Here is a 26,884-nt window from a genome sequence, read left to right on the forward strand (position 1 = left end):
TTTGCGCAAGAATAGCCGTTCCGCATTGTTACTTGATAAAGCCAGCATCATGAGATTCCAGCCCGATCGTGCCAGTTGGCGATGGCGACGCTAGACGCCGCCCCGCCCCGCTCCTTTTGACCTGACACCCTGGAACGATCATGACACCACAACAATTCGCCGAACTGGCCAGCGCCGGTTACAACCGCATCCCCGTCACCCTCGAACTGTTCGCCGACCTCGACACCCCGCTGTCGGTATACCTGAAGCTGGCCAACCAGCCCTATTCCTACCTGCTGGAATCGGTGGTCGGCGGCGAGCGCTCCGGCCGCTACTCCTTCATCGGCCTGCCGGCCACCACCCGGCTGCGGGTGCAGGGCACGAGCGTGCAGGGCACGAGCGTGCAGGTGGAATACGGTGACAAGGTGATCGAGCGCCACGAAGGCGACCCGCTCGCCTTCATCGAGGCCTTCAGCCAGCGCTTTAACACCCCGCCGATCGCCGGACTGCCGCGCTTCACCGGCGGCCTGGTCGGCTACTTCGGCTACGACACCGTGCGCTACGTCGAGAAAAGGTTGGCCGCCACGCAAAAGCCGGACCCGGTCGGCACCCCCGACATCCTGCTGATGCTGTCGGAAGAACTGGCGGTGGTCGACAACCTGTCCGGCAAGCTCTACCTGGTGGTGTACGCCGATCCGGCGGTGCCGAACGCGCTGCAGAAGGCCAACGCTCGCCTCGGCCAGTTGCGTAACAAGCTGCGCGAGCCGGTGGCGATTCCATTGTCGCTGCCGTCGGTCGCCACCGAGGCGGTGTCGGAGTACGGCGAGGCCGCATTCAAGCAGGCGGTCAGCGACGCCAAGAACTACATCCTGGACGGCGACATCATGCAGGTGGTGCTGGCGCAGCGGCTGAGCATGCCGTTCGCCGAATCGCCGCTGGCGCTATACCGCGCGCTGCGCAGCCTGAATCCGTCGCCGTACATGTTCTTCTACCACTTCGACGATTTCCACGTCGTCGGCGCCTCGCCGGAAATCCTGGTGCGCCGCGAGAACGACACCGTCACCGTGCGCCCGATCGCCGGCACCCGCCCGCGCGGCAAGACGCGCGAAGAGGACCTGGCGCTGGCGGAAGACCTGCTGGCCGATCCGAAGGAAATCGCCGAACATGTGATGCTGATGGATCTCGGCCGCAACGACGTCGGCCGCGTCGCCGACACCGGCAGCGTGACGATCACCGAAAACATGATCATCGAGCGCTACTCGCACGTGATGCACATCGTGTCCAGCGTCGAGGGCAAGGTGCAGCCGCAGGTATCCAACATCGACATCCTCAAGGCCACCTTCCCCGCCGGCACCCTGTCCGGCGCGCCCAAGGTGCGCGCGATGGAGATCATCGACGAGTTCGAGCCGACCAAGCGCGGCGTGTACGGCGGCGCCGTCGGCTACCTCGGCTTTACCGGCGACATGGACCTGGCGATCGCGATCCGTACCGCAGTGATCAAGAACGAGGTGCTGTACGTGCAATCCGGCGCCGGCGTGGTGGCGGACTCGGTCCCGGAATCGGAGTGGCTGGAAACGCAGAACAAGGCGCGCGCGGTGATCCGTGCCGCCGAGCTGGTGCAAAGCGGCCTCGACGCCTGAGCCCCACCCGCTGAAAAACATTGCGGCCAACCTTGGTTCAAGGTTGGCCGCAATGTTTTTCAGTGCTGGTGTTGCGGCATGTCCGGCCAGCGCGCGTAGCGCTGCTCGATGCCGCGCCAGTTGCCGTCGCGCTTGAGCATGTGCAGCGCCTGTTGCAGCTGTTTCACCACACTGGCGTCCAGCTTGCGGTTGCAGGCCAGGTACAAGTCGACACGGTTGAAGGCCAGCACCGGCTCAATGCGCGTGTCCAGCTGCCGCTGCAGCAGCAGGCCGTTGGCGGTGAAGCGGTCGCTGGCCCACAGGTCGATACGGCGCTGCAGCAGCTTGTCGATATTGTCACGGTCCTGCGGCGCGGCATCGACCTTCATATCGTGCTGGCGCAGGTAGCTGTCGCGCACGTCGCCGTAATAGGTGCCGATACGCAGGTGGCGCACCTCGTCGAGGCTGCGAAATGAAATGAAGCGGCCGCGCAGCGCGTACAGCGTCCACTCGCTGTGCGTCAGCGGCCCGATCCACTGGAACGACGCCTCACGCTCCGGCGTGCGCGTCACCGAGAACAGGCAGGACTGCGGCGTTGCCAGCACCGTGTTGTAGGCGCGCTGCCACGGATAGGCGCGCAGCCGGTACGGCAGATTGGCCTGGCGCAGCATCGCGATCACCTTGTCGGCGACAAAGCCGCTGACGCGCTGCTCACGCTCGATCTGGTACGGCGGGAAGTGTTCGGTGGCAATCAGCAGACTGTCGGCGCTGGCAAGGTTGGCCGCGGCCAGCAGCAGCATCAGGATCAGGCGCATGGCAACCGTTCGGGGAAATGGGATCGGCGGCAAAGATAGCAGAAAGCCTGTCACAAAAAATTCTTTTTCTCACAAACACGATGACATATTTTGCCACTGTGGCACGGCCGCCACCGCTGGCGCCGCAGTGGCAGTACGGGACGCCGGATGCGGACTTGTGCGCGGCCGAGAATGCGACAGGGCGCGGCATTACCGCGAGTCCGGGCCACGCTCAGCTCATCAGCCACTCGCGCAGGTACTCGCGCGCCTGGCGCAGCTGCGGCCCGGCCAGCAGCGTGATGCGTTGCGATTCGGCGCGGCCGACCTCGCTTTCGGTCGGCACGTACAGGCTGGCCAGCATCGCCTTGGCGTGCAGGCCGCCCAGACCGGCAACGCTGTTGAGCTTGAACAGGTTTTCCAGCCCCACGCCGCGCTGCTGGAAGCTGGTGGGGGCGGCGGTCTTGCACTCGATCAGGTACAGGTGGTTGTTGCACAGGATCGCCACGTCGTATTCGTTCTCGACATTGTGATGGCTGATCTTGACGCCGACGGCGGCATCGCTGATCGGCAGGATCTGCGCCAGCTCGGCCACCTGCGACAGCAGCCACACCTCCAGCCAGCCGCCGGCGAGAAAGAAGCGCGCCCGCGGATCGAGGCAGCGCATGTGGCCGCTGTCGCGGAACTCCACCATGCCGCTGGCCAGTAGCCAGTCGTACAGCACGTGTTCGCCGCTGGACAGCGGGTGCTGGCTGAATTGCTGCTCGTCCAGGTCGTTGCACAGCCGGTTGAGTAGCGACAGCGACTTCGGGCGCAGCGCGGCGTGTTCCGCCAGATCGCGCGCCAGATCCTCGTGGTGCGGGCTGCGCCGCTCCAGCCGGTAGTGGATGGCGAGGATGCGGCTGCCGTAGAGCGCGAAATAAGCCTCCAGCGACAGCCCTTCGGCGATTTCGGTGCCGCTGTGCAGGCGGCTGCTCTCGCCGCCGAGCAGCCAGATCAGGCGGTCGTTGTCGTGTTCCACCGCCATCAGCGGCAGCCGGTGTTCGCGCGCCAGATCGTAGGCCAGCGCCGCCTGCACCGGCGACGCGGCGCTGATATTGAAACAGACGCCGCCCTGCACCAGCTCCTGCAGCCGCTGCCGCAACGCCAGCGGCTGGCTGTCCGCCGGCAGCGTCTCCACCGCCGCGGTCAGGTGCAGCTTTTGGCAGACGCCGAGGATGTCGAAGGCGAGGTCAAGGTGAGCGCGGTGGCACAGCAGCGTCACCCGGTCGATGTCGAAACGCGGGTCCAGCGCCGGGGTAATGATGTCGCTGACGACATGGTCAACAAAGGCCAACAGGTGCATGACGCGCTCCAGCGGGACAGGGCATGACTGAATTCTATGCCCAAGCCCGCCGCAAATGCCACGCCCATTGCCGCGCCGCGCGCGTCAGTACAAGCGCTTGGCCGCCAAGCTTGGCCGCCGGCTCAGGCGTACGCCGCGGCGCGCGGCTGCGGCTGCTGGCGGATATCGGCCACCAGCACCGCCAGCTGCGCCAGCCCGTCCTGCCACTGGCGATGGCCGGACGCGACATTGATATGGCCGGCGTCGCGCAGCCAGTGCAGCGGGCTTTGCCACAACGCCGCCATCCGCGCCGAGCGCAGCGGCAGGCTGAACGGGTCGCTGTCGCTGGCCACCACCCGCGCCGGGAACGGCAGCGCCAGCTCCGGCAGCGGCGCGAACGGCTGCAATGCGGCTGGGGCGCTGGCGCGCTCGACGTCCGCCGGCGCCACCAGCAGCGCACCGGCAAGCTTGTTGCCGTAACGTGCCGCGTAATGCGCGACCGTGGCGCAACCGAGGCTGTGCGCGATCACGATCACCGGCTGCGTGGCGGCCGCCACCGCCGCGTCCAGTGCCACCAGCCAGTCGTCCAGCTGCGGCGTCTGCCAGTCGTGGTTGGCCACCCGCGTTGCGGCCAACGTTTGTTGCCAGTGGCTCTGCCAGTGCTCGGGGCCGGAATTGTTCCAGCCCGGCTGGATGATGTAGTCGAAGCCAGAAAAATCGTGCGCCATGCTGCTGCCCCCAAGGTATGGAAAGATTCTGCCGTCACCATAACCGCGCCACTATATTTCCAAAAATAATTATTTTTTGTTTTGTTATTCCTTTTGAAAATATAAAAGCCGGCAGCATGGGCTGCCGATCTGCTAAAATCGCCGACTGCCTTGGTGCTTCGCCGGCGCACGCCGGCAAGTTAAACGGGAAACAGGTGACCCCTGTGCTGCCCCCGCAACGGTGCGTTTCTTCAAGAACCTGTTCAATGTCTGCTGCGACAGCTCCCAATGGGGCGATACGGCATTAAAAACGACTTCGGCATGCTTGTTTATATTAGTAACAAATGCCACTTTCTCAGTCGTTTTTGACTTGTCTCGCGTGAGCTCGCGAGGATTTGAACAGGTTCTAAGGTCTGCCGGCCCTGCCGTCATGACCGCCCTGCCCATCGCCACTGTGAGTCATCACGGGAAGGCGGGCAGACGGCGAAACCAGCCCGGATACCGGCCACGGCGAACGCGCGCACTGCCAGTCAGTGCGTCCCGACACATGCTGCGGAGGGCGGCATCCGGTCAGATTGCTGATCCGTGCGCCTGACGCCTGCCCCTTCCGCGATTCCGATATCGCGCCCATGTCCCACAGCCTGACGCTGGACCGCCCATTGCGCGGCGCCCTGCGCTTACCCACCCTGCCCCTGTTGACGCTGCTGGCACTACTCAGTGGCGGCAGCTTGCTGCTGGCCTGCAGCAGCGGCTCCATCGCGCTGGGCGCCGGCGAGCTGTGGCTGGCCGCCAGCGGCCACGGCAGCCAACTGGCCGATACCCTGCTCAGCCTGCGACTGGAACGGGCGCTGACCGCCTGGGTCACCGGCGCCTCGCTGGCACTGGCCGGCGTACTGATGCAGTCACTGCTGCGCAATCCGCTGGCCGATCCTTACGTGATGGGCGTCTCCGGCGGCGCCTCGGTCGGCGCGCTGCTGGCGCTGTGGCTGGGGCTGGCACTGTGGCAGGTGGACAGCGCCGCGGTCGCTGGCGCGCTGACGCTGTCGGCGCTGCTGTTCCTGCTGGCGCGCCGCGATTTCGCGCGCAGCAGCGGCACGGTGCTACTGCTGCTCACCGGCGTGCTGCTGTCCGCCGCCTGCGGTGCGCTGATCTCGCTGCTGCTCACCATTGCGCCGGACGCGCAATTGCGCGGCATGGTGTTCTGGCTGGTCGGCGACATCGCCGGCACCCCGCTGCGGCCGTGGCCGTGGCTGGCCTTGCTGCCGGCCGCGCTGCTGGCGTGGTGGCAGGCGCCGGCGATCAACCTGCTGGCGCTGCACGGCGACCACGCGCTGACGCTGGGCGTGCCGGTGGCCATGCTGCGCCGCCTGCTGCTGGTACTGGCAGCCATCCTCACCGCCAGCGCCGTCAGCCAGGGTGGCAGCATCGGCTTCATCGGCCTGATGGTGCCGCACGCCTGCCGCCTGCTGTGCGGCCCGGACCTGCGCCGGCTGATCCCTGCCGCCGTGCTCAGCGGCGCCGCGCTGCTGGTGCTGGCCGACACCCTGGCGCGCACCATCGTCGCGCCGATGCAGCTGCCGGTCGGCGTGCTGACCGCGCTCCTGGGCGTGCCGGTGCTGTTCTGGCAGCTGCAACGCACCCGCCGGAGGCTAGCCTGATGCTGCACTGTGACCAGCTCACCCTTCGCCATGGCCACCGCACGCTGCTGAAGCCGCTCACCTGGCAGGTCCGCGCCGGCGAATGCTGGTGGATCGCCGGCCGCAACGGCTGCGGCAAAAGCACGCTACTGGCCACGCTGGCGGCGCTGCGCCGCGCCGACGGCGGCCACATCCGCCTGTGCGGCCAACCTCTGCCGCAGCTGACGCCGCGCCAGCGCGCACAACGCCTCGCCATGCTGCCGCAGGCCAGCCACGATGCCTTTGATTACGCGGTGCAGGATGCCGTCGCCGCCGCGCGCTTTGCCTGGCCGGACGCCGGCGACAACCCGCAACGCATCGCCGCCGCGCTGGACGCCTTCGACCTTGGCCGTCTGGCGGCACGGCCACTGCAGGCCTTGTCCGGCGGCGAGCGCCAGCGCGTGGCACTGGCCAGCGTGATGGCGCAGGATGCGCCGCTGATCCTGCTCGACGAGCCGTCCAATTCGCTCGACCTCGCCCACCAGGCCGCGCTGCAGCAGCAGATCGGCCGCTGGTGCGCGCAGGGCAAGGCGGTGCTACTGGTCAGCCACGACCTGCAGCTGGCCCCGGCCTGCGCCAGCCATGCGCTGCTGCTCGACGAGCACGGCCAGCACCGCCAGTACCCGCTGGCCGAACTTAACGCCGAGCACCTCGCCGCCGTGCTCGGCTACCCCTTAACCCGACTCCACCACGCAGGCCACCCCTGCTTCTTACCCGGACACCCATCATGAGCCACACCGAAGACCAGGGCCGCACCGAGCGCCACAACGAGCGCATGGCGCGCAAGAAAGAAATCATGGACGCCAAGATCGCCGCCGCCGACCAGCACCGCGGCGTATTCATTGTCAACTGCGGCAACGGCAAGGGCAAAAGCTCCAGCGGCTTCGGCATGGTGATGCGCGGCCTCGGCCACGAGATGCAGGTCGGCGTGGTGCAGTTCATCAAGGGCGCGATGTCCACCGGCGAAGAGCGCTTCCTGCGCCGCTTCCCCGACGAGGTGCAGTTCCACGCGATGGGCGAGGGCTACACCTGGAACACGCAGGACCGCGAGCGCGACGTCGCCCGCGCCGGCGAAGCGTGGGAAATAGCGCGGCAGATGCTGCAGGACCCGGCCATCGGTCTCGTGCTGCTCGACGAGCTGAACATCGCGCTGAAATACAAGTATCTGGATGTGGAAGACGTGCTCGACGACATCATCGCCCGCCCGCCGGGCCAGCATGTCATCGTCACCGGCCGCGGCGCACCGCAGGCGATCATCGACGCCGCCGATACCGTCACCGAGATGACGCTGGTCAAGCACGCGTTTGCCGCCGGCATCGCCGCCCAACCCGGCATCGAGTGGTAACCCCCCGATACACCATCACGCCGGCCCGTTTCCGGCGCAAGGTTGGCCGCAAGCGCATTGCGGCCACCTTGCCGGCCATCGCCATCGCGCCGGCAACGGCACACCCATGCGTGACCTGCCCCGCCCATCGAAATGAAAGCAAGCCCATGAGCTGCAAAGCCCTTCTCCTCTCCGCCATCGCCTCCGGCCAAGGCAAGACCACCGTCACCGCCGCCCTCGCCCGCAAGCTCTCGCGCGCCGGCCAGCGGGTGCGCGTGTTCAAGACCGGCCCCGATTTCATCGACCCGATGCTGCTGGCCGCCGCCAGCGGTGGCGATGTGGACGTGCTGGACTTGTGGATGTGCACCGAGGCGCAATGCCACGCGCTGCTGGCCGAGGCGGCGCGGGAGTGCGACTACCTTCTGATCGAAGGCGTGATGGGGCTGTACGACGGCCAGCCGTCCAGCGCCGATCTGGCCCGCCACTTCGGCGTACCGGTGCTGGCGGTGCTGGACTGCTCGGCGATGGTCGGCACCGCGCTGGCCATCGCCCGCGGCCTGCGTGATCACGGCCAGCTGCCGTGGGCGGGGATGCTGGCCAACCGCGTCGCCAGCCCCGGCCACGCCGACATGATCCGCGCCTGCGGCACGGCAGAGCTGCCGGTGGTCGGCCACCTGCCACGGCAGGTCGAGTCGCTGCCGGAGCGCCACCTCGGCCTGCACCTGCCGTCCGAGCTGCCCGATCTCGCCGCGCGGCTGGATGCACTGGCCGACGCGCTGCAGCTGGACGACGCGGTACTGGCGTCGCTGCCCGAGTTTGCGCCGGCGCCGCAGGTGCAGCCGGCCTTGCCGCCACTGCTGGCCGGCCGCCGCATCGCCATCGCCCGCGACGCCGCGTTCGCCTTCATCTACGCGGCCAACCTGCGCACGCTGGCGGCCATGGGCGCGACGCTTGCCTTCTTCTCGCCGCTGGCCGACGAAGCCATTCCGGCCGGTGCCGACGCCGTCTGGCTGCCCGGCGGCTATCCGGAACTGCACGCGGCAACGCTGGCGGCCAACCAGCGCTGGCAACGCAGCCTGCACGCCGCCGTCGCCGCCGACACGCCGCTGTGGGCGGAATGCGGCGGCATGATGGCGCTGACGGAAAGCCTCACCGACACCGACGGCCACCACCACGCGATGGCCGGCGTGTTACCCGGTAGCGTGCGCATGGGCAAGAAACTGGCGGCGCTGGGCAGCCAGGCCTGGCCGCACGGCGCTGGCGAGTTGCGCGGCCACACCTTCCACTACTCCAGCTTCGACACGCCGCTGGCAGCGCTGACCCACTGCCAGCGCAAGGACGGCCGTGCCGGCGGCGAGGCGGTGTACCGCCACGGCAGCGTGCAGGCCTCGTACTTCCACGCCTACTTCGCCAGCAACCCGGCCGCCGCCGCCGCGCTGTTCCTGCCGCCATGCGGGGCAGCACCATGCTGAGCGTCGCCGCGCCGATGGCGGCGGCGCTGCTGCTTGATCGCCTGCTCGGTGAGCCACGCCGCTTTCACCCGCTGGTCGGCTTCGGCACTGTGGCCAACGTGCTGGAAAAAACACTCAACGTTGGCCGCAAGCGCCTGCTGCGCGGCCTGCTGCGCGGCCTGCTGGCCTGGGCGCTGCTGGTGTTGCCGCTGCCGCTGGCCCTGTTCTGGCTGCTGGCACAGTTGCCGCCACTGGCGGCCGCCACCGTCAGCGTGGCGGTGCTGTACTTCACCCTCGGCCGGCAAAGCCTGCTGGAACACACCCGCCCCATCGGCGCGGCGCTGCTGGCCGGCGACCTGCCGCAGGCGCGCGCACTGGCCAGTCGCATCGTCAGCCGCGAGCTGCGCGATGCCGACGAGGCCGCCGTTACCCGCGCCGCCGCCGAATCGCTGCTGGAAAACGGCCACGACGCGGTGTTCGGCGCGCTGTTCTGGTTTGCCGTCGGCGGCGCCCCGGCCGCGCTGGCCTTCCGCCTCGCCAACACCCTGGACGCGATGTGGGGCTACCGCAACCCGCGTTTCGAACGCTTCGGCAAAGTCGCCGCCCGCGCCGACGACGTGTTGGGTTTCGTGCCGGCACGGCTGACCGCGCTGGCCTACGCGCTGGCCGGCCACACCCGCCTCGCGCTGCGCTGCTGGCGCACGCAGGCGCCGCAGTGGGACACGCCCCAACGCCGGCCCGGTGATGGCCGCCGGCGCCGGCGCGCTGGCAATCCGCCTGGGTGGCGCCGCCACCTACCACGGCCAGCTGGAAGCGCGGCCAACGTTGGGCGATGGCGCCACGCCCGCCGCCGCCGACATCGCCCGTGCCGCGCGGCTGCTGGACCGGGCGCTGCTGCTGTGGCTGCTGCTGGCGATTCCGCTATGAAACAACCCTACTCGCTACGCCGCTACCAGCCGGCAGACAGCACGGCACTGCGCGACATCTTCCACGCCGCCGTGCACCAGCGCGCGGCGCGGCATTACAGCGCGGCACAATGTGCGGCATGGGCGCCGGCAACATACGACCCCGCCGTCTGGCAGCAGCACCTGCAAGCCCGCCAGCCGTGGCTGCTGTGCGACGGCAAGCACATCGTCGGCTTTGCCGACCTGCAAGCGGACGGGCTGATCGACCTGTTTTTTGTGCACCCGGCGCAAGGCGGCCAGGGCGCCGGCACGCAGCTGATGCAGCACCTGCTGCATGAGGCGCGCCGCCTGCAACTACCGGCGCTGCACGCCCATGTCAGCTTGGCGGCGGAGGCGTTTTTCCTGCGCCACGGTTTCAGCGTGCAACAGCGCAACATCGTCACCGTGCGCGGCCAGCAACTGGAAAACTGCCTGATGGAAAAACGCCTGCCATGAACACCCTGCGCCCCGTACACGGCGGCAACCTGCACGCCGCCATCGCCACTTACGGCGGCGAGCCTGCCGGCTGGATCGACCTGTCCGCCGCGCTCAACCCGCGGCCCTACCCGGTGCCGGCCGTCCCGCCCGCGCTGTGGCACACGCTGCCGCAACCGGACGCCGGCTTTATTGCCGCCGCCTGCGCCTACTACGGCGCGGCCAACCTTTTACCCGTCGCCGGCAGCCAGGCGGCGATCCAGGCGCTGCCGCGACTACGGCCGCCCGGCCGCGTTGCCGTCGCCCACCCCAGCTACGGCGAACACGGCTGGCGCTGGGCGCGACACGGCCACGCCGTCAGCCGCCATGCCCACGCCGACATCGGCGCGCTGGCCGGCCACGTCGACGTGCTGATCCTGTGCAATCCGGACAATCCTTCCGGCCACGCCTACCCGGCCGCCAGCGTGCTGCAGTGGGCAGAGCAACAGGCCGCGCGCGGCGGCTGGCTGCTGGTGGACGAGGCGTTTGCCGATGTCACGCCGGCGCTGTCGGTCACCGCCCACGCCGGCTATCTGCCCGGCCTGATCGTGCTGCGCTCGCCGGGCAAGTTCTTCGGCCTCGCCGGCCTGCGACTGGGTTTTGTCGCCGCCGAGGCGGCCATCTTGCAGCAGCTGGACGAGGAGCTGGGGCCGTGGACCATCCCCGGCGCGGTGCAGCACATCGCCACCGCCGCGCTCTGCGATGGCGCCTGGCAGCAGCAGGCACGCGCCGATCTTGCCGCACGCCGCGCAAGGTTGGCCGCACTGCTGGCAGCCAACGCGCTGCCGCACGCCGGCTGCGACCTGTTCGCCGGCGGCGAGTACGCGCACGCCGCCGCGCTGCAGCGGCATCTGGCGACGCAACACATCTGGTGCCGGCTGTTTACCGAGCCGGCACCGCGCTTCCGCCTCGGCCTGCCGGCCGACGAGACCCACTGGCAACGACTGGCCGCCACGCTGGCCAGCTTCCGTGACAAGGACACCTCCGCATGAAACGACTTCTCCCGCTGCTGGCCTGCCTGCCGGCACTGGCCGCACCGGTCAGCGTCATCGACGACCAGGGCAGCCGCGTCACCCTGCCCGCCCCGGCGCAGCGCGTAATCAGCCTGGCGCCGCACGTCACCGAGCTGGCCTTTGCCGCCGGCGGCGGCGCGCGCCTGATCGCCGTCGATGAAAACAGCGACTACCCGGCGGCCGCCAAAGCGCTGCCCAAGGCCGGCAGCTTCCGCGCCATCGACCTGGAACGCATCGTCGCCGCCAAGCCCGACCTGCTCTTGGTGTGGCTGCACGGCCCGTCGGCGCGGCAGCTGGAGCCGCTGCGCCAGCTCGGCATCCCGCTGTTCTACAGCCAGCCCAAGCGCTTTGCCGACATCCCGTCCAACCTGCGCCGCATCGGCCAGCTGCTGGGCAGCAGCGCGCAGGCAGAACAGGCGGCGCGCCGCTTCGAGCAGGATCTGGCCGTGCTGCGCCAGCAGCAACAGGGCAAGCCCAAGCTCAGCGTGTTCTACCAGGTGTGGGACAAGCCGCTGTACACCCTCAACGGCCAGCACATCGTCAGCGACGCCATCGCGCTGTGCGGCGGCATCAACATCTTCGCCCGGCTGCCGGTCACCGCACCGGTGGTCACCGACGAGGCGGTGATCGCCGCCAACCCGCAGGTGATCCTGTCCGCCGCCATGCGCCACAACGACGACCTGCTCAAGCGCTGGCAGCGCATGCCTGGCATCGCCGCGGTGCAAAACCGGCAGCTGCACCAGGTCAACGGCGACCTGCTCAACCGCCCGACCCCGCGCATGATCGAGGGCACGCGCCAGCTGTGCGCCAAGCTCGACCTCGCCCGCCGCTAACCCAATAACCGCCTCCGAGTCCGCCATGAGCCACTACCAACGCATTGCCTGCCTGTGCACCGAAGCCGTCGAAACGCTGTACCTGCTCGGTGCGCAGGACCTGATCGCCGGCATCTCCGGCTTTACCGTCTACCCGCCCGAGGCGCGCCAGGACAAGCCGAAGATCAGCGGCTTTTCCAGCGGCAAGCTGGAGAAGATCCTCGCCGTCGAACCCGATCTGGTGGTGGCGTTTTCCAGCCTGCAGAGCGACATTCTGAAAGACGTGGCCGCCGCCGGTGTCGATATCCAGCACTTCAATCATCATGATCTGGCCGGCGTGCTGCGCATGGTGCGGGTACTGGGCAGCCTCACCGGCAAGGAGGCGACGGCGCAAACGTTGGCCGCAAGCCTGCAGGCGACAATGGACGCCGCCCGCGCCGAAGCGGCGGCCAACGACGCCGCCGGCCTGCCTCGGCCGCTGGTTTACTTCGAAGAGTGGAACGACCCGATCATCACCGGCATCGGCTGGGTCGGCGAGCTGATCGCGCTGGCTGGCGGCCGCGATGCCTTTGCCGAACTGGCCGTCCATAAACGCGCGAAAGAACGCATTCTCGCCGACCACCGCGAGGTGGCCGCGCGCCGGCCTGATTTGATCGTCGGCAGCTGGTGCGGCAAGCGCTTCCGCCCGGAAACGGTGCTGGAACGCGACGGCTGGCAGGATGTGCCCGCCGTCAAAAACGCCGAGCGCGGCCACATCATCGAGATCAAGTCCGCCGACATCCTCGCCCCCGGCCCGACGCTGCTCACCCGCGGCCTGCCGCAACTGCAGGCGCTGATCCGGCAGTGGCACGCCGACCGCGCCGCCGGAGCGCTGGCATGAGCGCCCCGCACTGGCCGTGGCCGACGCTGATGGTGCAGGGCTGCACCTCCGACGCCGGCAAGAGCACCGTGGTCGCCGCGCTGTGCCGGCTGCTGGCCGACCGAGGCCTGCGCGTGGCGCCGTTCAAGCCGCAGAACATGGCACTCAACAGCGCCGTCACCGTCGACGGCGGCGAGATCGGCCGCGCGCAGGCACTGCAGGCCGTCGCCGCACGTGTGGCGCCGCACAGCGACATGAACCCGGTGCTACTCAAGCCCAGCTCCGACACCGGTGCGCAGGTGATCATCCACGGCCAGGTACGCGCCGACATGAACGCGCGCGACTACCACCAGTACAAGACCACCGCGATGCAGGCGGTGCTGGAGTCCTACGGCCGCCTGCAGCAGCAGTACGACGCGGTGATGGTGGAAGGCGCCGGCAGCCCGGCCGAGATCAACCTGCGCGAGCGCGACATCGCCAACATGGGCTTTGCCGAGGCGGTCGATTGCCCGGTGATCCTCGTCGCCGACATCGACCGCGGCGGCGTGTTCGCCCACCTCACCGGCACGCTGGACTGCCTGAGTCAATCCGAGCGCGACCGCGTCATCGGCTTCGTCATCAACCGCTTCCGCGGCGACATCAGCCTGCTGCAAGGCGGCCTCGACTGGCTGGAAGCCAAGACCGGCAAACCGGTGCTGGCGGTGCTGCCCTACCTGCACGGCCTGATGCTGGACGCCGAGGACGCGGTGCAGACGCAACAGCAAAAAGGCGACTTCAACATCGTGGTGCCGGTGCTGCCGCGCATCAGCAACCACACCGACTTCGACGCGCTGCGCGCCCACCCCGGCGTCAACCTGCACTTCGTCGGCCCCGACGCGCCGAAGCCGCCGGCTGACCTGGTGATCCTGCCCGGCAGCAAGAACACCCGCGCCGACATGGCGTTTCTGCAAGCACAAGGTTGGCCGCAATACCTGCAGCGCCACCTGCGCTACGGCGGCAAGCTGCTCGGCATCTGCGGCGGCTACCAGATGCTGGGCCGCCACATCCACGACCCGCTGGGCGTAGAAGGCAAGCCTGGCAGCAGCGCCGGCCTCGGCTACCTCGCCATCGACACCACACTGGCCGCCGCCAAGACCCTCACCCGCCGCGAAGGCCGCTTCGCCAACGCCGACGCGGCCGTCAGCGGCTACGAGATCCACATGGGTATCAGCAGTGGCGCGGACTGCGAACGGCCGGTGTTCATGCTCGACGACGGCAGCGTCGACGGCGCCGTCAGCCCCGACGGCCAGATCATGGGTAGCTATTTACATGGGCTGTTCGACCATCCTGATGCATGTCAAACGCTATTGCATTGGGCTGGCATGGACAATGCCACGGGGGTAGACTTGGCTGCGCTGCGCGAGGCGAGCATTGTTAGGCTGGCGGAGGCGAGTGAGGGGTTGGGGCGGAAGTTGGTAGAGACGAATACCCGTCCAGATGTGCCTTTGCCAGCAGATGCCGCACTAAGCGACTGAAAGAAAAAGGAAATACCCATGACACCTCATGGATATACCCACCCTCAAATTAGATATGCACACCGATGGTGTGTATATCACACGTTAGGTGCACCTACATAAACTGCGGAGACAGTAATGAATCTACTTAAATTATTATCAACCTTTCTTATCCTCAGCTATTTGTCAGGGTGCGCGACAGGCTCGGTCAGAATGATCGGAAATGCTGCCACTTATAAGAGCGGGAGTTGTGAGGTAACGGTGTATCAAACAAAGAATCAAGCCATAGAAAATGGTATGACAAAAGAAATATGCATTGTTGAAGGTAGCAGTGCGTTTAGCTTCGACCACAGCACCGAAGGTGCAATAAAAAACAACATCAGTAAATTATGTCAATGCGGAGTTAAAAGCGCATACATTGAGTCAGCTCACATAGAATCCCAAATGGGCATGAAGGAAATCTCCTACATAAACCTGGTTGGTTTCAAATAGCGCAAGCACCTAACAAATGGTTCAAGTCGCTCGCTTCGCTCACTCGGAACCGGCTAAAGCCGGCCCCTTAACCAAACGTTAGGCAAAGCTATGAGCTACATTGACTCAATTAATCATGAATTAGTCGGACATATTAACGGCCTACCTATATATCATCCGCTTGAGGCTATTACAGACGGAAAATGGGGTGATTATGATTTCTCATGCTCGCCCGAAAACCTGGTTATTGGCGGTGGTGCCGGCGAGCATCCAGCGTTAGTAATCCATCACCTTGGTTCGCTGGCTGCGCAGTACATTCTCCTATGTGTCGAAAAGCACAAAGAGCACTTTTCTGATGGCTTTGAGACTCCACCAGAAGAAACTATAAATCGTCTCAGTGACATCGCATTTGACACTGGAGAGAATCTTGAATTTTGTGGTTGGTCGATGACCTGCATTCGAGACTTTGTAGAGCTCGCTAAGTCCCAAGTACATTTCACCCCACTGCTTGAGAAACAATCTCCAGAGGAATGGATAAAAAATTCCATTGGAGAATTTGTGTATTTCTCACTTCCGGAGCTAAATCCATTCCACGCAGAAATAAATAACCTCCCTAGCATTATCGACTGGGAGCCTGGATATTGGATGTCCAACGTAACATGCCCACCACCAAACTACATCAAAAGCAAGAAAGAATCGCTTCAAGGTTCTGGATTTAAGGAACATGGTTTCTTTCGCTGGGATTATACGTATCCACCAAAGGTGTAACGGACTGTGCCACGCCTAACAATTGGTTCAAGTCGTTCGCTTCGCTCACTGCGGGACCGGCTAAAGCCGGCCCCTTAACCAAACGTTAGGGCTTTCACATACGAGGCTATATGGATCTAATTCCCCCAGAACTTAAGGCATGGATGCTACAAAGTGTCCCTGGAGTCATCCTGCTTGGTGCCATCGGCAGCATCATCGCAACCGATCTGATCTATTTCGTTCGATTAATCTTCAAGAATTTCGTAGACAGCAAGGAGCGCATTGCTAAGCGGCTTGTCTATGGTTATAGGAAATCCATAGACCTTGGAGAGCAATTTAGAGATATGCACGGTCCCTACTCCAATGAGACTCGGTATCTCGCGTCCGTCGTCTATGAGACAGGTATGTTTGTTGGGGTTGCCATCATGCTTCTTCTGTCGCTGGCACTATCAATTTTGGTCTATGTCATGTTTGCTCTTGAAAAGCCGCTGCCGTTAAGTACATTCATAGGCGCAACTATCTTTTTCGCAAACAAGACCCTTAAGGATGGGCTGTACATTACTAGTTTGCTTTCACAATAAACTCTTGACGCGAAGGAGGCAATTGAGAAAGCACAGCCAAAGTCATTCCCTGAATGGGAAAAAGCAGCAAAAATTGCTAGTCAGCCAAAGCCCTAACCCTACAGTCGAGCGGACCTGCGCTAAAAGCCGCACAGTCCGCTCACTTCCACGTTAACCCACAGAAAGGAATTTTCACTTGAGTGACTACAAAAAATTGTTCCAAGAAGTATCAGAATTCCTTATGGCCAAAGGCTACGGGATATTGGTAGAACAGGTGCGCGATGAACTCGCAACGGGACGATTGTCAGAAGAGAAGATTCAAACTCTAAAGGAAGTGGAAGGACGTTCGATTGGCCTCTTAAGTGATACCGAGTTCAAGAGAAGCCAATCCGCCGACTTTGTTCGACGGGATGACTACTCTGACGCCGAATCCGTGGTACTGCTTCTTGAAGCATCAAAGCGTGCCATTATTGACGGTGCGGCGATGGCTTCGCAAATCAAAGGTGCTCTTGAAAACTTGCAGATTCATGGCCTTGCTTTTACCTCAGAAGAAAATGACGAAAACAGTTATGAGCTACCGATGGAGAACATCCCAAACTTGGCTGAGGCCAACAGGCGAGTATCAGAAATTGAAGAACTAATTAGTCAAATACGGACCCAATAATGCTAAGCGCAATTTCTTCTGTTCTGGGCGCTGCCATATCTTCAGCACCCGTTGCTGCATCAGCTTTGCCAGACGTATTCGAAGCATATGTTCTAACCCTTTTAATCCGCGCAGCACGAGACGAAGGGGCCACGGTAAGTTTCAAGGATCGCTCTGGCAATACTGCAACTTCACTCATACTGCGCACGTCTCCAGGCTACATATACTCCACAGCAAAAAATTACACTCACTGCTTAATCGAATTCAATGGCAAAGCTGCTCTTGAGGCTCACACCGGAATTAAGGTCGCAGGAAAATCCGGCGTTCTCCACGAATTCGATGTAGCCCTTCTTGATCGAGCCGAAGCAGAGAACTGCAGACTCAATTCAGTTTCTCCGCGCTCTTCACGCATCTTGGTCGGCGTCGAATGTAAGTTCTACACGTCTGCATTGCAGTTGCATCTTGCTCGCGGATTTGTTGGTTTGGTCGCGGATATATCGACAAAAAGCCCATTTTTCGTATCGAATACGTCTTCAACAAGCGTGGATAAGTTGCTCAGCCACAGAGTTAAAAATGGATGGGAAAGGGATATCTCCCCCACATGCAAAAACTCGGAAGTTGAGAGGTTGGTGCATGCATTCCGTAACTCATTTAAGAACTACAAGGCACAGTAGGCTAACCCATCATTCCACCGGACCTGCGCGAAAAGCAGCGCATGCAGGTGAATTCAGACGTTAGCCACGTAGGGCGGGTTCGCCGTTAGCGATACCCGCGCTTCAGCATCAAAAACATGGTCTCAATCCGCGGGTATGGCCTTGCGGCCAACGTTGACCGCAAACAAAACGCCCGGCGCAAAGACCGGGCGTTTTTGATGGCGGATACGGCCGGCGGTGAAGGACGATTGACCGCGCCAGTGATCAGCACCGTAGGTTGGGCTGAGCCTGCGAAGCCCAACGTTTACCGCGACTGCCTCATCAAGGTTGGCCGCAAGCCGTCACGGGCTTGCGGCCAACCTTCTGTTTTTGTGCTGTTTGTGACCAATGCCGCTTGACCTTTGTCCGTGCCTTCCGTGTGCTTCCGTGGCAAAAAACCCGAACGCTTCGTCGCGACAAGGTTGGCCGCAAGCCTTGCCTCTCCGCCCCCGCCCCGCTACCGTAACGCCACCATGCCCCACCATCACCAAGGAACCCCGATGAGCGATACCGCCGATTTCTGGAATACCCGTTTTGCCGTCAGCGAATTCATCTATGGCGAGGCGCCGAATGATTTTCTGCGCGAGCAGGCACCGCGCCTGGCGCCGGGCAGCCGCGTGCTGAGCCTGGGCGAGGGCGAAGGCCGTAATGCGCTGTTTCTGGCGAAGCTTGGTCATGCGCTGACGGCGGTGGATGCCTCGCACGAGGGGCTGGCCAAGGTGCTGGCGCGTGCGGCGGCGGCCGGGGTGGACATCACCGCGGTGCTGGCCGATCTGGCGCGTTACCAGCCGGGCGAAGCGCAGTTTGACGCGGTGTTGTCGGTGTTCTGCCACCTGCCGTCGGCCTTGCGCCGCGTGGTGATGACGCGCGCGATGGCCGCGCTGAAGCCGGGCGGGCTGCTGATCATGGAAGGCTACACCCCCCGCCAGCTGGCGTTCGGCACCGGCGGGCCGAAGGATGCGGACATGCTGCTGGAGGCGGACATCGTGCGTGGCGAGCTGGCCGGGCTGGAGCTGCTGCACTTCGTCGAGCTGGAGCGCGAGGTGGTCGAGGGCAGCTACCACACCGGCACGGCCAGCGTGCTGCAGGTGGTGGCGCGCAAGCCGTAAACCGTTGCGGCCAACCCTGGCCGCAGCCCTGTTGCCCTTCCCCTGCCGGCCCCGCCGCCGCGTCCGCGCCATGCCCCGGTAATATCATGCCGCCGCGTGGCAAGCGGCACGCCACGATGCACCCCATGTACTAATGTTAAGAATCAGCCGGCCATTTTATGGGGTGCCCCCGCGTGTGGCCGGCAGGCAAGCGATGGCACGGGGAGAGGTCTATGCCGGACGAGCTGAATTTCCAGTACATGATCGACACCTTGCAGGGTGCCTTCATCATGGCGGACAGCGCCGACATGACGGTGATGGCCGCCAACCAGCTGGCGTCGATCCAGCTCGGTCTGCCGCTGTCGGAGCTGCTGGGCCAGCCGCTGGCGCGTTTTGTCAGCAAGCCGTCGCTGGACGACATCCTGCGCAACATCCAGCGCCAGGATCTGGTCTACAACCTCGAAGGCGAGCTGTGTTCGGCGCGCGGCCGCTGCTTCCCGGTACTAATGTCGGCGCGGGTGGTGGCCTGGTCGTACCCGACGCTGATCTTCACCTTTTCGGATCACAGTCAGCACATGCTGATGAACGAGCTGCTGAAGAAGAAGGACGAGCTGTTCGAGCGGGTTCGGCAGCTGATGCCGGCCAGCGACGAGGGCATGACGGAGGATCCGGACGACTACATCAGCGGCGTGCTGTCCGCCGGCCAGCTGCTGGAGCGCGCCGGCATCGAGGTCGGCCACGCGCGCCGCTATCACGATCCGCTGGCGGCGCTGCAGATCCACGCCGAGGTGGTGCCGATCCGCAACCGGGAGCCACTGGGCGCCTACAATCGCGCCCATTTCCGCCGCATGGTGAGCTATCTGTGCGTGCAGAGCAGCCGCGACGGCGATCTGGTCGGCCGCCACGAAAACGGCACGCTGGTGATGCTGCTGCGACAGACCACGCTGCTGGATGCGGTCAAGGTCGCCAAACGGCTGCAGCAGCGGCTGGGCAGCTTTACCTTCTGGCCGGATGGCGCCAATTGCGAGACCAGCACCTGCATCGGCCTGAGCACCTGGCACGAAACCGACCAGAATGCCCGCCAGCTGCAGATCCGGCTGGAAGCGGCGCTGGCCAAGGCCCGCCTGACCGGGCGCAATACCATCGTCAGCCTGAGCTGAGCGCCGCGCTGCGGCCAACCCTGGCCGCCGGCGTTCTCGCATTCACGATCTCTCACACTCGCACGACACACGGCAAAAACAGCCGAGGCCGTGGCATTTACCGCTGGCACAGCGCAGTCTTAACGCCGTACCACCCCATCGGGAGCAGCCGCTGCCGACGGTGAACAGGCGCTCAGCCCGGCCGCGTCACGATCACGTAGTACTTCTCCACCGCCTCCACCACCTCGAACACGCCGCGAAAACCGGCCGGAATCACCGCGGCGTCGCCGGGGCCGAAGGCTTCGGTGTGGCCGTTTTCAGCGATCAGCTGCACCCGGCCGTGCCGGATGCAGAAGAACTCTTCCTTGTTGTCGGCAAAGGCGATGCGCCAGGCACCCGGCTCGCAGGCCCAGATGCCGGCGGCGCACACGCCGTCGCCGCTTTCGTAAGCGGGCCAGGTACGGCGCTGCGGGTTGCCGCTCACCAGTCGTTGCGGATTGGGGTAGTCGATCTGGGCGCTGAGGTGCTGCCCGTCCACTCTGACGATCATGTGCTTGCTCCGTGATGGGGTGATGCCAGGGCCGGCGCGGCGCCGCACGGGGCGCACCGGCTCTGGCGCAAAGGCGCTATTCAAGCAGATACGCGGCACGGACTCCAGTCGCCCGCCGCGCACGCGCGGCGGCCGGTTTGCGGGCGCAGCTACTGGCGACCAGGGTTGGCCGCAACGCTCACACCTGTACCGACGGCACGCTCTTCATGCAGCGCAGCGTGAAGTGCGAACGGCTGTGGCGGATACCGGAAATCTTGTACAGCTTCTCGCGCAGGAAGCGTTCGTAGCCGGCGGTGCCGTCGACGGCGACCTTGATCAGGTAGTCGTATTCGCCGGAGACCAGGTGCGCCTCCAGCACTTCCGGCAGCGCCGCCAGCTCCTCGCCGAAGCGCGCCAGCGTGCCCTCCTCGTGCGCGTTGAGGGTGACCTCGATCATCACCGTGTCCGGCAGCCCCATCTTCTGCTGGTTGATCAGCGCGACGTAGCCCTGGATGTAGCCGTCGTTTTCCAGCTGCCGGGTGTGGTTCCAGCACGCCGACGGCGACATGCCGACGCGCTCGGCCAGCTCGGCATTGCTGAGGCGGGCATTCTGCTGCAGCTCGTGCAGAATCTTCCGGTCTTGCGCGCTGACAACACGATTGTTTTCCGACATTTTCATCCTTGAGAAACATTCTTCCGAAAAATGAAAATAGCAAAAATATCCTGCACAAGATAGTGCTTTGTGATGGCGCATTCGAAAGCCTGTTCCGCAGCACGCGGGTTACAGTTTGAGCATGGTTCACCCCAGTGCAGCCTGGCCGCCACCCGCCGCCAGCCACGCCGGCAACACCCGCTGCCGGTACTGCAGACAGGCCGCCTACCCGGCGGCAAGCGCCACCACACGGACACCCTCCGTCAGACGGCGACAACTGGCAACGGCGACCAAGGGCAATGCCCAGGGACAGTACACGTCGCCGGCGCGGAATCCGGCGGCAGGCTGCGGCCAACCTTTTGCATAGAAGGTTGGCCGCACGTCTTTTGGTGACGGTTTCTGGCGAGGTGCAGCGTGACAAGGCGAGCGGCAGAGGCAGGAGCCCCGCATCGAGCGGGAGCCGGGAGACCGGCCATTGCGCGACAGGCTTGGCCGCCGGCATTCCCCGCGACCGCCGCCCTGTCACAAAGCGTCACATAGTCGATACAAAACCGCCGACCACGGATTTCTGCCGCTGCTTACACTGCAATCACGTAATGCAACAGGAGAACCACCATGCGCAAATCACTCATCATGACCGGTCTGGCCTTCGTGCTGGCAACTGGTACCGCCACCGCTCATGCCGGTGATCTTGACCATGTTATCGGTGGCGCCGTCGGTGGCGCAGCCGGTGCCGCCATCGGCCATTCGGTCGGCGGCCGCGACGGGGCCGTCGTCGGCGGTGCCATCGGTGCAGCCACCGGCGTGATCCTGACCCGGCCGGAACGCGAACAGTACCGGGAACGGGTTGTCGTGCGCCCGGTCGCCCAGCCGGTCTACGTTTACGAGCGTGCCTACCGCCCGGCGCGCTATCACAAGTTCAAGCATCACCGTAAATACCACGGCCATCACCACGGTTATCACCGCGGCCACCACGACAGGCGCGATTGATCGCCGCGACACGCGGTCCGCGTGTCAGCGCACCCCTGCCCGGACGCCCCCATCGTCCCGGCAGGGTTTTTCTTGCCCGCCGCGCCCGGAAGCGGGTCACGCGCTAGCGAGCCAACGCCCGACCCGCGGCGTTGGCCAGAACCGCGCCGTTGACATGGCATCAACGGGTATGGTTTGGCGATTGCAACGCAGCCGCGCGTGAAACGCAGCTCAGCCCAGCCCGTAATTGCGCACCAGCATGATGGCGGTCAGCAGCATGATGCAGCCGATCGCCACGTCCAGCAGCCGCCAGCTGGCGGGCTTCTCGAACCACGGCGCCAGCTTGCCGGCGCCAAAGCCGACCAGCACGAACCACAGCACCGACGAGGTGATGCAGCCAAGCAGGAACACGCCGGCATTGTCGGTGCCGTACACCGACGACACGCTGCCGATCAGCACCACGGTATCAAGCCAGACATAGGGATTGAGCAGCGTCACCAGCAGGATGGTGCGGATCACCTGCTTGCGGTCGCGCTCGATGCCGCCGCTGGCGTCGAGCCGCCCCGGTTGCCACGCGGCACGAAACGCCTTGAACGACAGCCACAGCAGAAACGCCGCCCCGGCCCAGGTCACCACGCCGACAAAGCCCGGCAGTGCCGCCACCAGCCGCCCCATGCCCAGCACCCCGGCGGCGATCAGCAGCACGTCGCACACGATGCAGATCAGCACGATAGGCAGCACATGCTGACGGCCGATGCCCTGCCGGATCACGAACGCATTCTGCGGGCCGATACCGACAATCTGGCTGGCCGATAGCGCCAGCGCCGACAAATACACATTCAAGCTCATCTTGGCAGTCTCCCGTTTCAGTTACTACCAGCATACGCAGCCCACAAAAAGCAGTAAAACTAATGTTTTTATGGTTACATTAATAAAACTGATAAAAGAAGGCGAGCCTGATGCTGGACAGCAAACAACTGCACACCCTGGCCGTGGTGGTCGATTGCGGTGGCTTCGACAAGGCGGCACAGCAGCTGTGCGTGACGCAATCGGCGGTGTCGCAGCGCATCCGCCAGCTGGAGGACAGCCTTGGCCAGCCGGTGCTGCTGCGGGTGACGCCGCCACAGCCGACAGCCGCCGGGCGACGGCTGCTGCAGCACTACCGCCAGCTGGCGCTGATGGAGAGCGAGCTGCTGCAGACGCTGCGCCCGGACGACAACGCGCAGGCGTTCACCACGCTGGCGGTGGGCGTCAATGCCGACAGCCTCGCCACCTGGTTCCTGCCGGCCATCGACGCGGTGCTGCGCACGCAGCGGCTGCTGCTGGACGTGGTGGTCGACGATCAGGACCACACCCAGACGCTGATGCAGCAGGGCCATGTCATCGGCTGCGTCAGCACCCGCGCGCAGGCGTTCCAGGGCGGCGAATGCCGTTACCTCGGCACCATGCGCTACCGCTGCCTGGCCACGCCGCAGTACCGCGCCCGCTATTTCAGCGACGGCCTCAACGCCGCCACGCTGGCGCGGGCGCCGGCGGTGCTGTTCAGCGGCAAGGACGACCTGCACGGCGAGTATCTGGCGCAGCATTTCGGCTTCACGCAGCCGTTCCCCAGTTTTACCCTGCCGGCGCCGCACGCCTTTGTCGATATCACCCTCGCCGGCCACGCCTACAGCCTGCTGCCGGAAATGATGGTGGCCGAGGCGCTGACCAGCGGCGCGCTGGTTGACCTGCTGCCGGCGCAGCCGGTCGATCTGGCGCTGTACTGGCATCACTGGCGGGTGGAATCGGTGCTGGCGCGGCAGCTGGCGGACACGCTGACGGCCTGCGGCCAACGTTGGCTGCGCCAGGACGCAGTCTGACAAGACCGCACCTGTTGAAGCCGCGCGCGGAGCAGAGCACGCATTGACAAGTACTGGCGGCAAGAGGACGATCACCTCCCCCGCCAACAAAGGAACGCCCGATGACCAACGCCATCGACTGGGACACCCTGGCCCGCGAGGCCCGTGCCGCCGCACGCCACGCCTATGTGCCGTACAGCCGCTTTGCCGTGGGCGCGGCGATCCTGACCGCCGACGGCAAGATCGTGCGCGGCTGCAATGTGGAGAATGCCTCCTTCGGCATGACCAACTGCGCCGAGCGCACCGCCATCTTCAGTGCCCGCGCCGATGGCATGGAAGAAGTGCTGGCGGTGTGCATCTACACCCCCACCGACGTGCCGACCCCGCCCTGCGGCGCCTGCCGCCAGGTGCTGAACGAGTTCGGCCCCGACATGGCGGTACGCGCCATCTGCAACGGCCCGGACATCATCGACACCACGCTGTCGCAGCTGCTGCCGGGCGCCTTCGGCCCGAAAAACCTGCGCGACGCCGGCTGACAAAACAACAGCGCCAGCATCGCTGCTGGCGCTGTGTCATGTGACGGTGGTGCTCAGTCGTTCGCCGGCCGGCTGACGATCGCCAGCGGCAGCCACTGCGGCCACCAGCCCTCTCCGGCCGCCGCGTGCAGCACCGACACCCCCAGTGACGGCACCGCCAGCAGTTCGCCGGCGTCGTCTTCCAGCAACGGCCAGTCCAGCCGCAGCTGCGGCGGCACGCCGGCCTCCTGAAACACCGTCTTCACCGGCTTGCGGCCAACCTTGAGCGGCAGCTTCTCGCCGCCAGTGCGCGGCAGCACATCCAGCAGCCGGCCATGCCAGTGGTCCGGCAGGCCGCCCGGTGCGCGCCGCCACTGCAATTCGCCGTGCGGCAAGCACAGCGTCTCGCCGACAACACAGCACAGCGGCCACGGCTGCGGCGCCACCCGCGGCAAGGCCAGCAGCCGCTGCCGGTAACGCAGCAGCACCAGAGACTGGTACTCCAGCAAGGGCTGCGTGGCGGCCGCGGCACTGCGCACCTGCGCCAGCCAGCTGCACAGCGACTCCGGACTCGGCAACGACAGCCCCAGCTGCGCCAGCCACGCCAGCACCACGTGGCGCTGACGGGCATCCGACAGCGCCAGCAGCGCCGGCAGATCCAGCTCGCGGCCGTGCTGCACCTGCGCCAGATCCATCGCCGCCAGGGTATCGACCATCTCGGCGGCATCGGCCATGCGCTGCGCCAGCCGCGCCAGCTGCTTGTCCAGCGCCGGCGTGCGCTGCCGCAGCCGGCCCATTACCTCGTGACGCAGGAAATTGCGCAGGAAGTGGTCGGTATCGGCATTGCTGTCGTCCTCCACCCACTGCAGCTGCCGTGCCGCGGCATAGGCCACCAGCGTGGTGCGGCCAACCTTGAGCAAGGGGCGCCACAATTGCTGGCCCTGGTGCTCGCGCAGCAGCGGCATCGCCGCCAGCGCCCGCGGGCCACCACCGCGCAGTACCTGCAGCAGCACCGTTTCGCTCTGGTCATCGGCGTGATGCGCCAGCGCGATCACCTCGGCACCGCCGTCGGCAAAGGCCTGATAGCGCACCTTGCGCGCCTCGGCCTCCAGGCTGTCGCCGCCCCCGGCCAACACCGCCACCCGCACCACGCGCAGCGGCACCTGGCGCGCACGGCACCAGTCCTCGCACGCGCGCACCCAGTCGTCGGCCTGCGCGCTGAGGCCGTGATGCACGTGCACTGCCGAAAATGCCGGCCCGCCGCGCTCGTCACGCCAGCGACACAGCAAATCCAGCAGTACCACCGAATCCATGCCGCCCGACAACGCCAGCTCCAAACGACACTGGCCGGACAAAGCGTCCGGCCAGTGTTGGATCAGCGTGTCGAGCAGGTCAGGCGGCGTCTTCCTTGAAGCGGCCATAGCTCATCAGTCTGTCAAAGCGGGTTTTCAGCAATTCATCCAGGCCACGAGAGCCGGCTTCCTTCAGCTGCTCCTGCAGCACGCGCTTCAGTGCCGTCATCATCGCGGCATGATCGCGGTGGGCGCCGCCCAGTGGCTCGTTCACCACGCGGTCGATCAGGCCCAGCGACTTCAGGCGCGGTGCGGTAATGCCCAGCGCTTCGGCGGCATCGCCGGCACGCTCTGCGGTCTTCCACAGGATGGACGCGCAGCCTTCTGGCGAGATTACCGAATAGGTGGAGTACTGCAGCATGTTGACGTAGTCGCCAACCGCAATCGCCAGCGCACCGCCGGAACCGCCCTCACCGATCACGGTGACGATGACCGGCACCTTCAGGCGCGCCATCTCGTACAGGTTGCGACCGATGGCCTCGGACTGGCCGCGCTCTTCGGCACCGATGCCGGGATAGGCACCCGGGGTGTCGACAAAGGTCATCACCGGCAGACCGAATTTCTCGGCGGTCCGCATCAGGCGCAGCGCCTTGCGATAGCCTTCCGGACGCGGCATGCCGAAGTTGCGGGCGATCTTTTCCTTGGTGTCGCGGCCCTTCTGGTGACCGATCACCATTACCGGCTGGCCGTTGAAACGGGCCAGACCGCCAACAATGGCCGGATCATCAGCAAACGAGCGGTCGCCGCGCATTTCCTGGAAATCGGTAAACAGACCGTCGACGTAATCCAGCGTATAAGGACGCTGCGGATGCCGTGCAACAATGGCGATCTGGGATGGTGTCAACTTGCTATAGAGCGTCTTGGTGAGCTCTTGGCTTTTCTTCTGCAGGCGAGAGATCTCTTCCGAGATATCCAGCACGGAGTCATCCTGAACAAAACGGAGTTCTTCTATCTTGTTCTCGAGCTCGGCAATCGGCTGCTCAAAATCGAGAAAGGTCGGCTTCATTGATACATTTCCGATTCGGGGTAATCCGGCAATGATAGCATGAGGCCGAAGCGATGAGCACCACCCTGTCCGACAAAATGCACTTGTCCTTAGATATGTAAAAACGGCTATTCATTCAAATTTTGCAGACACCCTCTTGCAGCCCCAGCCAAGCTGTGTTTTAATTCGCCTCCTCGCTGAACGACGCAGCAAATACAGCGTCACAGCAGACAAGATT

General features: G+C 64.9%; 30 protein-coding genes, 1 pseudogene and 1 riboswitch. Of the genes and pseudogenes, 23 read left to right on the forward strand and 8 right to left on the reverse strand.

The genetic code is table 11. The annotated features are described in order from the left end of the window. Window positions 1-137: 137 nt before the first annotated feature. The gene (gene trpE, locus ACG97_RS05620) at window positions 138-1,619 is read left to right on the forward strand and encodes an anthranilate synthase component I (protein ID WP_202902705.1); all 1,482 of its coding nucleotides are present in this window, start codon (window positions 138-140) and stop codon (window positions 1,617-1,619) included. 59 nt (window positions 1,620-1,678) lie between these two features. Here the strand turns inward: trpE and ACG97_RS05625 are convergent, their stop codons facing one another. The 3 genes from ACG97_RS05625 to ACG97_RS05635 all read right to left on the reverse strand — a co-directional run bounded on the left by ACG97_RS05625 (window position 1,679) and on the right by ACG97_RS05635 (window position 4,441). Beyond that, window positions 1,679-2,413 carry an ABC transporter substrate-binding protein gene (locus ACG97_RS05625; protein WP_047966363.1) on the reverse strand — a complete coding sequence of 245 codons (735 nt, stop codon included), beginning with the start codon at window positions 2,411-2,413 and terminating at the stop codon, window positions 1,679-1,681. A gap of 211 nt (window positions 2,414-2,624) precedes the next feature. Further along, window positions 2,625-3,734: a Card1-like endonuclease domain-containing protein gene (locus ACG97_RS05630; protein ID WP_047966364.1), complete on the reverse strand. Its 1,110-nt coding sequence runs from the start codon at window positions 3,732-3,734 to the stop codon at window positions 2,625-2,627. A 122-nt stretch (window positions 3,735-3,856) separates the two neighbouring features. Further along, window positions 3,857-4,441 (reverse strand): alpha/beta hydrolase, encoded by a 585-nt coding sequence (locus tag ACG97_RS05635; RefSeq protein ID WP_047966365.1) that lies wholly within the window; start codon window positions 4,439-4,441, stop codon window positions 3,857-3,859. Between the two features lie 134 nt (window positions 4,442-4,575). After that, window positions 4,576-4,945: riboswitch (cobalamin riboswitch) on the forward strand. Between the two features lie 104 nt (window positions 4,946-5,049). On the opposite strand from ACG97_RS05635, the gene ACG97_RS05640 reads away from it, so the two are divergent. The 19 genes and pseudogenes from ACG97_RS05640 to ACG97_RS05710 all read left to right on the forward strand — a co-directional run bounded on the left by ACG97_RS05640 (window position 5,050) and on the right by ACG97_RS05710 (window position 19,827). Beyond that, window positions 5,050-6,078 (forward strand): iron ABC transporter permease, encoded by a 1,029-nt coding sequence (locus ACG97_RS05640; RefSeq protein WP_047966394.1) that lies wholly within the window; start codon window positions 5,050-5,052, stop codon window positions 6,076-6,078. After that, entirely contained in the window at window positions 6,078-6,827 is a 750-nt protein-coding gene (locus tag ACG97_RS05645; RefSeq protein WP_047966366.1) for an ABC transporter ATP-binding protein, read from the forward strand. The genes ACG97_RS05640 and ACG97_RS05645 overlap by 1 nt, the downstream gene beginning before the upstream one ends. Further along, a complete protein-coding gene (cobO, locus tag ACG97_RS05650) occupies window positions 6,824-7,441 on the forward strand; it encodes a cob(I)yrinic acid a,c-diamide adenosyltransferase (RefSeq protein WP_047966367.1) in 618 nt (205 codons plus the stop codon). The genes ACG97_RS05645 and cobO overlap by 4 nt, the downstream gene beginning before the upstream one ends. A 146-nt stretch (window positions 7,442-7,587) precedes the next feature. Continuing rightward, window positions 7,588-8,892 (forward strand): cobyrinate a,c-diamide synthase, encoded by a 1,305-nt coding sequence (locus ACG97_RS05655; RefSeq protein ID WP_047966368.1) that lies wholly within the window; start codon window positions 7,588-7,590, stop codon window positions 8,890-8,892. Between the two features lie 14 nt (window positions 8,893-8,906). Then, window positions 8,907-9,503: pseudogene (locus tag ACG97_RS18125) on the forward strand (cobalamin biosynthesis protein); the annotation flags it as partial. 112 nt (window positions 9,504-9,615) lie between these two features. Next, window positions 9,616-9,798: a cobalamin biosynthesis protein gene (locus ACG97_RS18130; protein WP_255348023.1), complete on the forward strand. Its 183-nt coding sequence runs from the start codon at window positions 9,616-9,618 to the stop codon at window positions 9,796-9,798. Next, entirely contained in the window at window positions 9,795-10,271 is a 477-nt protein-coding gene (locus ACG97_RS18135; RefSeq protein ID WP_047966369.1) for a GNAT family N-acetyltransferase, read from the forward strand. The genes ACG97_RS18130 and ACG97_RS18135 overlap by 4 nt, the downstream gene beginning before the upstream one ends. Then, window positions 10,268-11,281: a threonine-phosphate decarboxylase CobD gene (gene cobD, locus ACG97_RS05670; protein ID WP_047966370.1), complete on the forward strand. Its 1,014-nt coding sequence runs from the start codon at window positions 10,268-10,270 to the stop codon at window positions 11,279-11,281. The genes ACG97_RS18135 and cobD overlap by 4 nt, the downstream gene beginning before the upstream one ends. Continuing rightward, complete coding sequence (locus ACG97_RS05675) at window positions 11,278-12,135, forward strand: cobalamin-binding protein (RefSeq protein WP_047966371.1); 858 nt, start codon at window positions 11,278-11,280, stop codon at window positions 12,133-12,135. The genes cobD and ACG97_RS05675 overlap by 4 nt, the downstream gene beginning before the upstream one ends. Window positions 12,136-12,160: 25 nt before the next feature. Further along, the gene (locus tag ACG97_RS05680) at window positions 12,161-12,994 is read left to right on the forward strand and encodes an ABC transporter substrate-binding protein (protein WP_047966372.1); all 834 of its coding nucleotides are present in this window, start codon (window positions 12,161-12,163) and stop codon (window positions 12,992-12,994) included. Further along, complete coding sequence (locus ACG97_RS05685) at window positions 12,991-14,487, forward strand: cobyric acid synthase (RefSeq protein ID WP_047966373.1); 1,497 nt, start codon at window positions 12,991-12,993, stop codon at window positions 14,485-14,487. Before ACG97_RS05680 ends, ACG97_RS05685 begins: the two co-directional genes overlap by 4 nt. Before the next feature lie 117 nt (window positions 14,488-14,604). Next, complete coding sequence (locus ACG97_RS17510; protein WP_156167963.1) at window positions 14,605-14,958, forward strand: hypothetical protein; 354 nt, start codon at window positions 14,605-14,607, stop codon at window positions 14,956-14,958. Window positions 14,959-15,048: 90 nt separating this feature from the next. Next, complete coding sequence (locus ACG97_RS17145; RefSeq protein ID WP_082133656.1) at window positions 15,049-15,705, forward strand: hypothetical protein; 657 nt, start codon at window positions 15,049-15,051, stop codon at window positions 15,703-15,705. A gap of 110 nt (window positions 15,706-15,815) precedes the next feature. Continuing rightward, window positions 15,816-16,265, forward strand: a complete 450-nt coding sequence (locus ACG97_RS05695; protein WP_047966375.1) for a hypothetical protein — start codon at window positions 15,816-15,818, stop codon at window positions 16,263-16,265. Window positions 16,266-16,440: 175 nt separating this feature from the next. After that, the gene (locus tag ACG97_RS05700) at window positions 16,441-16,908 is read left to right on the forward strand and encodes a hypothetical protein (RefSeq protein ID WP_047966376.1); all 468 of its coding nucleotides are present in this window, start codon (window positions 16,441-16,443) and stop codon (window positions 16,906-16,908) included. Continuing rightward, on the forward strand, window positions 16,908-17,561 hold the full coding sequence (locus ACG97_RS17515; RefSeq protein ID WP_156167967.1) for a hypothetical protein: 654 nt from the start codon (window positions 16,908-16,910) through the stop codon (window positions 17,559-17,561). Before ACG97_RS05700 ends, ACG97_RS17515 begins: the two co-directional genes overlap by 1 nt. Window positions 17,562-17,677: 116 nt before the next feature. Further along, a complete protein-coding gene (locus ACG97_RS17520) occupies window positions 17,678-17,938 on the forward strand; it encodes a hypothetical protein (RefSeq protein ID WP_156167970.1) in 261 nt (86 codons plus the stop codon). 141 nt (window positions 17,939-18,079) lie between these two features. Further along, complete coding sequence (locus tag ACG97_RS05705) at window positions 18,080-18,688, forward strand: cyclopropane-fatty-acyl-phospholipid synthase family protein (protein ID WP_047966377.1); 609 nt, start codon at window positions 18,080-18,082, stop codon at window positions 18,686-18,688. Window positions 18,689-18,900: 212 nt separating this feature from the next. Next, entirely contained in the window at window positions 18,901-19,827 is a 927-nt protein-coding gene (locus ACG97_RS05710; RefSeq protein ID WP_047966378.1) for a GGDEF domain-containing protein, read from the forward strand. A gap of 172 nt (window positions 19,828-19,999) precedes the next feature. Here the strand turns inward: ACG97_RS05710 and ACG97_RS05715 are convergent, their stop codons facing one another. Both ACG97_RS05715 and ACG97_RS05720 read right to left on the reverse strand, forming a co-directional pair. After that, window positions 20,000-20,356 (reverse strand): cupin domain-containing protein, encoded by a 357-nt coding sequence (locus tag ACG97_RS05715; RefSeq protein WP_047966379.1) that lies wholly within the window; start codon window positions 20,354-20,356, stop codon window positions 20,000-20,002. 178 nt (window positions 20,357-20,534) lie between these two features. Further along, window positions 20,535-21,008, reverse strand: a complete 474-nt coding sequence (locus ACG97_RS05720; RefSeq protein WP_047966395.1) for an Lrp/AsnC family transcriptional regulator — start codon at window positions 21,006-21,008, stop codon at window positions 20,535-20,537. Between the two features lie 594 nt (window positions 21,009-21,602). Between ACG97_RS05720 and ACG97_RS05725 the strand changes: the two genes are divergently transcribed. Beyond that, window positions 21,603-21,977, forward strand: a complete 375-nt coding sequence (locus tag ACG97_RS05725; RefSeq protein WP_053068079.1) for a glycine zipper domain-containing protein — start codon at window positions 21,603-21,605, stop codon at window positions 21,975-21,977. A gap of 210 nt (window positions 21,978-22,187) precedes the next feature. Here the strand turns inward: ACG97_RS05725 and ACG97_RS05730 are convergent, their stop codons facing one another. Continuing rightward, window positions 22,188-22,805 (reverse strand): LysE/ArgO family amino acid transporter, encoded by a 618-nt coding sequence (locus ACG97_RS05730; protein ID WP_047966380.1) that lies wholly within the window; start codon window positions 22,803-22,805, stop codon window positions 22,188-22,190. 110 nt (window positions 22,806-22,915) lie between these two features. Here ACG97_RS05730 and ACG97_RS05735 point away from each other — a divergent pair, with 110 nt between their 5' ends. Then, entirely contained in the window at window positions 22,916-23,815 is a 900-nt protein-coding gene (locus ACG97_RS05735; RefSeq protein ID WP_047966381.1) for a LysR family transcriptional regulator ArgP, read from the forward strand. Window positions 23,816-23,916: 101 nt separating this feature from the next. After that, complete coding sequence (locus ACG97_RS05740) at window positions 23,917-24,330, forward strand: cytidine deaminase (protein WP_047966382.1); 414 nt, start codon at window positions 23,917-23,919, stop codon at window positions 24,328-24,330. Window positions 24,331-24,383: 53 nt separating this feature from the next. On the opposite strand, the gene tilS is transcribed toward ACG97_RS05740, so the two are convergent. Beyond that, on the reverse strand, window positions 24,384-25,730 hold the full coding sequence (tilS, locus tag ACG97_RS05745) for a tRNA lysidine(34) synthetase TilS (protein WP_047966383.1): 1,347 nt from the start codon (window positions 25,728-25,730) through the stop codon (window positions 24,384-24,386). Then, window positions 25,702-26,667 carry an acetyl-CoA carboxylase carboxyltransferase subunit alpha gene (locus ACG97_RS05750; RefSeq protein ID WP_047966384.1) on the reverse strand — a complete coding sequence of 322 codons (966 nt, stop codon included), beginning with the start codon at window positions 26,665-26,667 and terminating at the stop codon, window positions 25,702-25,704. The genes tilS and ACG97_RS05750 overlap by 29 nt, the downstream gene beginning before the upstream one ends. Window positions 26,668-26,884 lie beyond the last annotated feature (217 nt).

The organism is Vogesella sp. EB, assembly GCF_001037925.1.
Lineage (GTDB): Bacteria > Pseudomonadota > Gammaproteobacteria > Burkholderiales > Chromobacteriaceae > Vogesella > Vogesella indigofera.

Excerpts from the sequence above, each read along its gene's own strand:
- ACG97_RS05625 (WP_047966363.1), bottom strand. The coding sequence starts at position 2,413 with ATGCGCCTGATCCTGATGCTGCTGCTGGCCGCGGCCAACCTTGCCAGC.
- ACG97_RS05630 (WP_047966364.1), bottom strand. The coding sequence starts at position 3,734 with ATGCACCTGTTGGCCTTTGTTGACCATGTCGTCAGCGACATCATTACC.
- ACG97_RS05635 (WP_047966365.1), bottom strand. The coding sequence starts at position 4,441 with ATGGCGCACGATTTTTCTGGCTTCGACTACATCATCCAGCCGGGCTGG.
- ACG97_RS05640 (WP_047966394.1), top strand. The coding sequence starts at position 5,050 with ATGTCCCACAGCCTGACGCTGGACCGCCCATTGCGCGGCGCCCTGCGC.
- ACG97_RS05645 (WP_047966366.1), top strand. The coding sequence starts at position 6,078 with ATGCTGCACTGTGACCAGCTCACCCTTCGCCATGGCCACCGCACGCTG.
- cobO (WP_047966367.1), top strand. The coding sequence starts at position 6,824 with ATGAGCCACACCGAAGACCAGGGCCGCACCGAGCGCCACAACGAGCGC.
- ACG97_RS05655 (WP_047966368.1), top strand. The coding sequence starts at position 7,588 with ATGAGCTGCAAAGCCCTTCTCCTCTCCGCCATCGCCTCCGGCCAAGGC.
- ACG97_RS18130 (WP_255348023.1), top strand. The coding sequence starts at position 9,616 with ATGGCCGCCGGCGCCGGCGCGCTGGCAATCCGCCTGGGTGGCGCCGCC.
- ACG97_RS18135 (WP_047966369.1), top strand. The coding sequence starts at position 9,795 with ATGAAACAACCCTACTCGCTACGCCGCTACCAGCCGGCAGACAGCACG.
- cobD (WP_047966370.1), top strand. The coding sequence starts at position 10,268 with ATGAACACCCTGCGCCCCGTACACGGCGGCAACCTGCACGCCGCCATC.
- ACG97_RS05675 (WP_047966371.1), top strand. The coding sequence starts at position 11,278 with ATGAAACGACTTCTCCCGCTGCTGGCCTGCCTGCCGGCACTGGCCGCA.
- ACG97_RS05680 (WP_047966372.1), top strand. The coding sequence starts at position 12,161 with ATGAGCCACTACCAACGCATTGCCTGCCTGTGCACCGAAGCCGTCGAA.
- ACG97_RS05685 (WP_047966373.1), top strand. The coding sequence starts at position 12,991 with ATGAGCGCCCCGCACTGGCCGTGGCCGACGCTGATGGTGCAGGGCTGC.
- ACG97_RS17510 (WP_156167963.1), top strand. The coding sequence starts at position 14,605 with ATGAATCTACTTAAATTATTATCAACCTTTCTTATCCTCAGCTATTTG.
- ACG97_RS17145 (WP_082133656.1), top strand. The coding sequence starts at position 15,049 with ATGAGCTACATTGACTCAATTAATCATGAATTAGTCGGACATATTAAC.
- ACG97_RS05695 (WP_047966375.1), top strand. The coding sequence starts at position 15,816 with ATGGATCTAATTCCCCCAGAACTTAAGGCATGGATGCTACAAAGTGTC.
- ACG97_RS17515 (WP_156167967.1), top strand. The coding sequence starts at position 16,908 with ATGCTAAGCGCAATTTCTTCTGTTCTGGGCGCTGCCATATCTTCAGCA.
- ACG97_RS17520 (WP_156167970.1), top strand. The coding sequence starts at position 17,678 with ATGGTCTCAATCCGCGGGTATGGCCTTGCGGCCAACGTTGACCGCAAA.
- ACG97_RS05705 (WP_047966377.1), top strand. The coding sequence starts at position 18,080 with ATGAGCGATACCGCCGATTTCTGGAATACCCGTTTTGCCGTCAGCGAA.
- ACG97_RS05710 (WP_047966378.1), top strand. The coding sequence starts at position 18,901 with ATGCCGGACGAGCTGAATTTCCAGTACATGATCGACACCTTGCAGGGT.
- ACG97_RS05715 (WP_047966379.1), bottom strand. The coding sequence starts at position 20,356 with ATGATCGTCAGAGTGGACGGGCAGCACCTCAGCGCCCAGATCGACTAC.
- ACG97_RS05720 (WP_047966395.1), bottom strand. The coding sequence starts at position 21,008 with ATGTCGGAAAACAATCGTGTTGTCAGCGCGCAAGACCGGAAGATTCTG.
- ACG97_RS05725 (WP_053068079.1), top strand. The coding sequence starts at position 21,603 with ATGCGCAAATCACTCATCATGACCGGTCTGGCCTTCGTGCTGGCAACT.
- ACG97_RS05730 (WP_047966380.1), bottom strand. The coding sequence starts at position 22,805 with ATGAGCTTGAATGTGTATTTGTCGGCGCTGGCGCTATCGGCCAGCCAG.
- ACG97_RS05735 (WP_047966381.1), top strand. The coding sequence starts at position 22,916 with ATGCTGGACAGCAAACAACTGCACACCCTGGCCGTGGTGGTCGATTGC.
- ACG97_RS05740 (WP_047966382.1), top strand. The coding sequence starts at position 23,917 with ATGACCAACGCCATCGACTGGGACACCCTGGCCCGCGAGGCCCGTGCC.
- tilS (WP_047966383.1), bottom strand. The coding sequence starts at position 25,730 with ATGGCCGCTTCAAGGAAGACGCCGCCTGACCTGCTCGACACGCTGATC.
- ACG97_RS05750 (WP_047966384.1), bottom strand. The coding sequence starts at position 26,667 with ATGAAGCCGACCTTTCTCGATTTTGAGCAGCCGATTGCCGAGCTCGAG.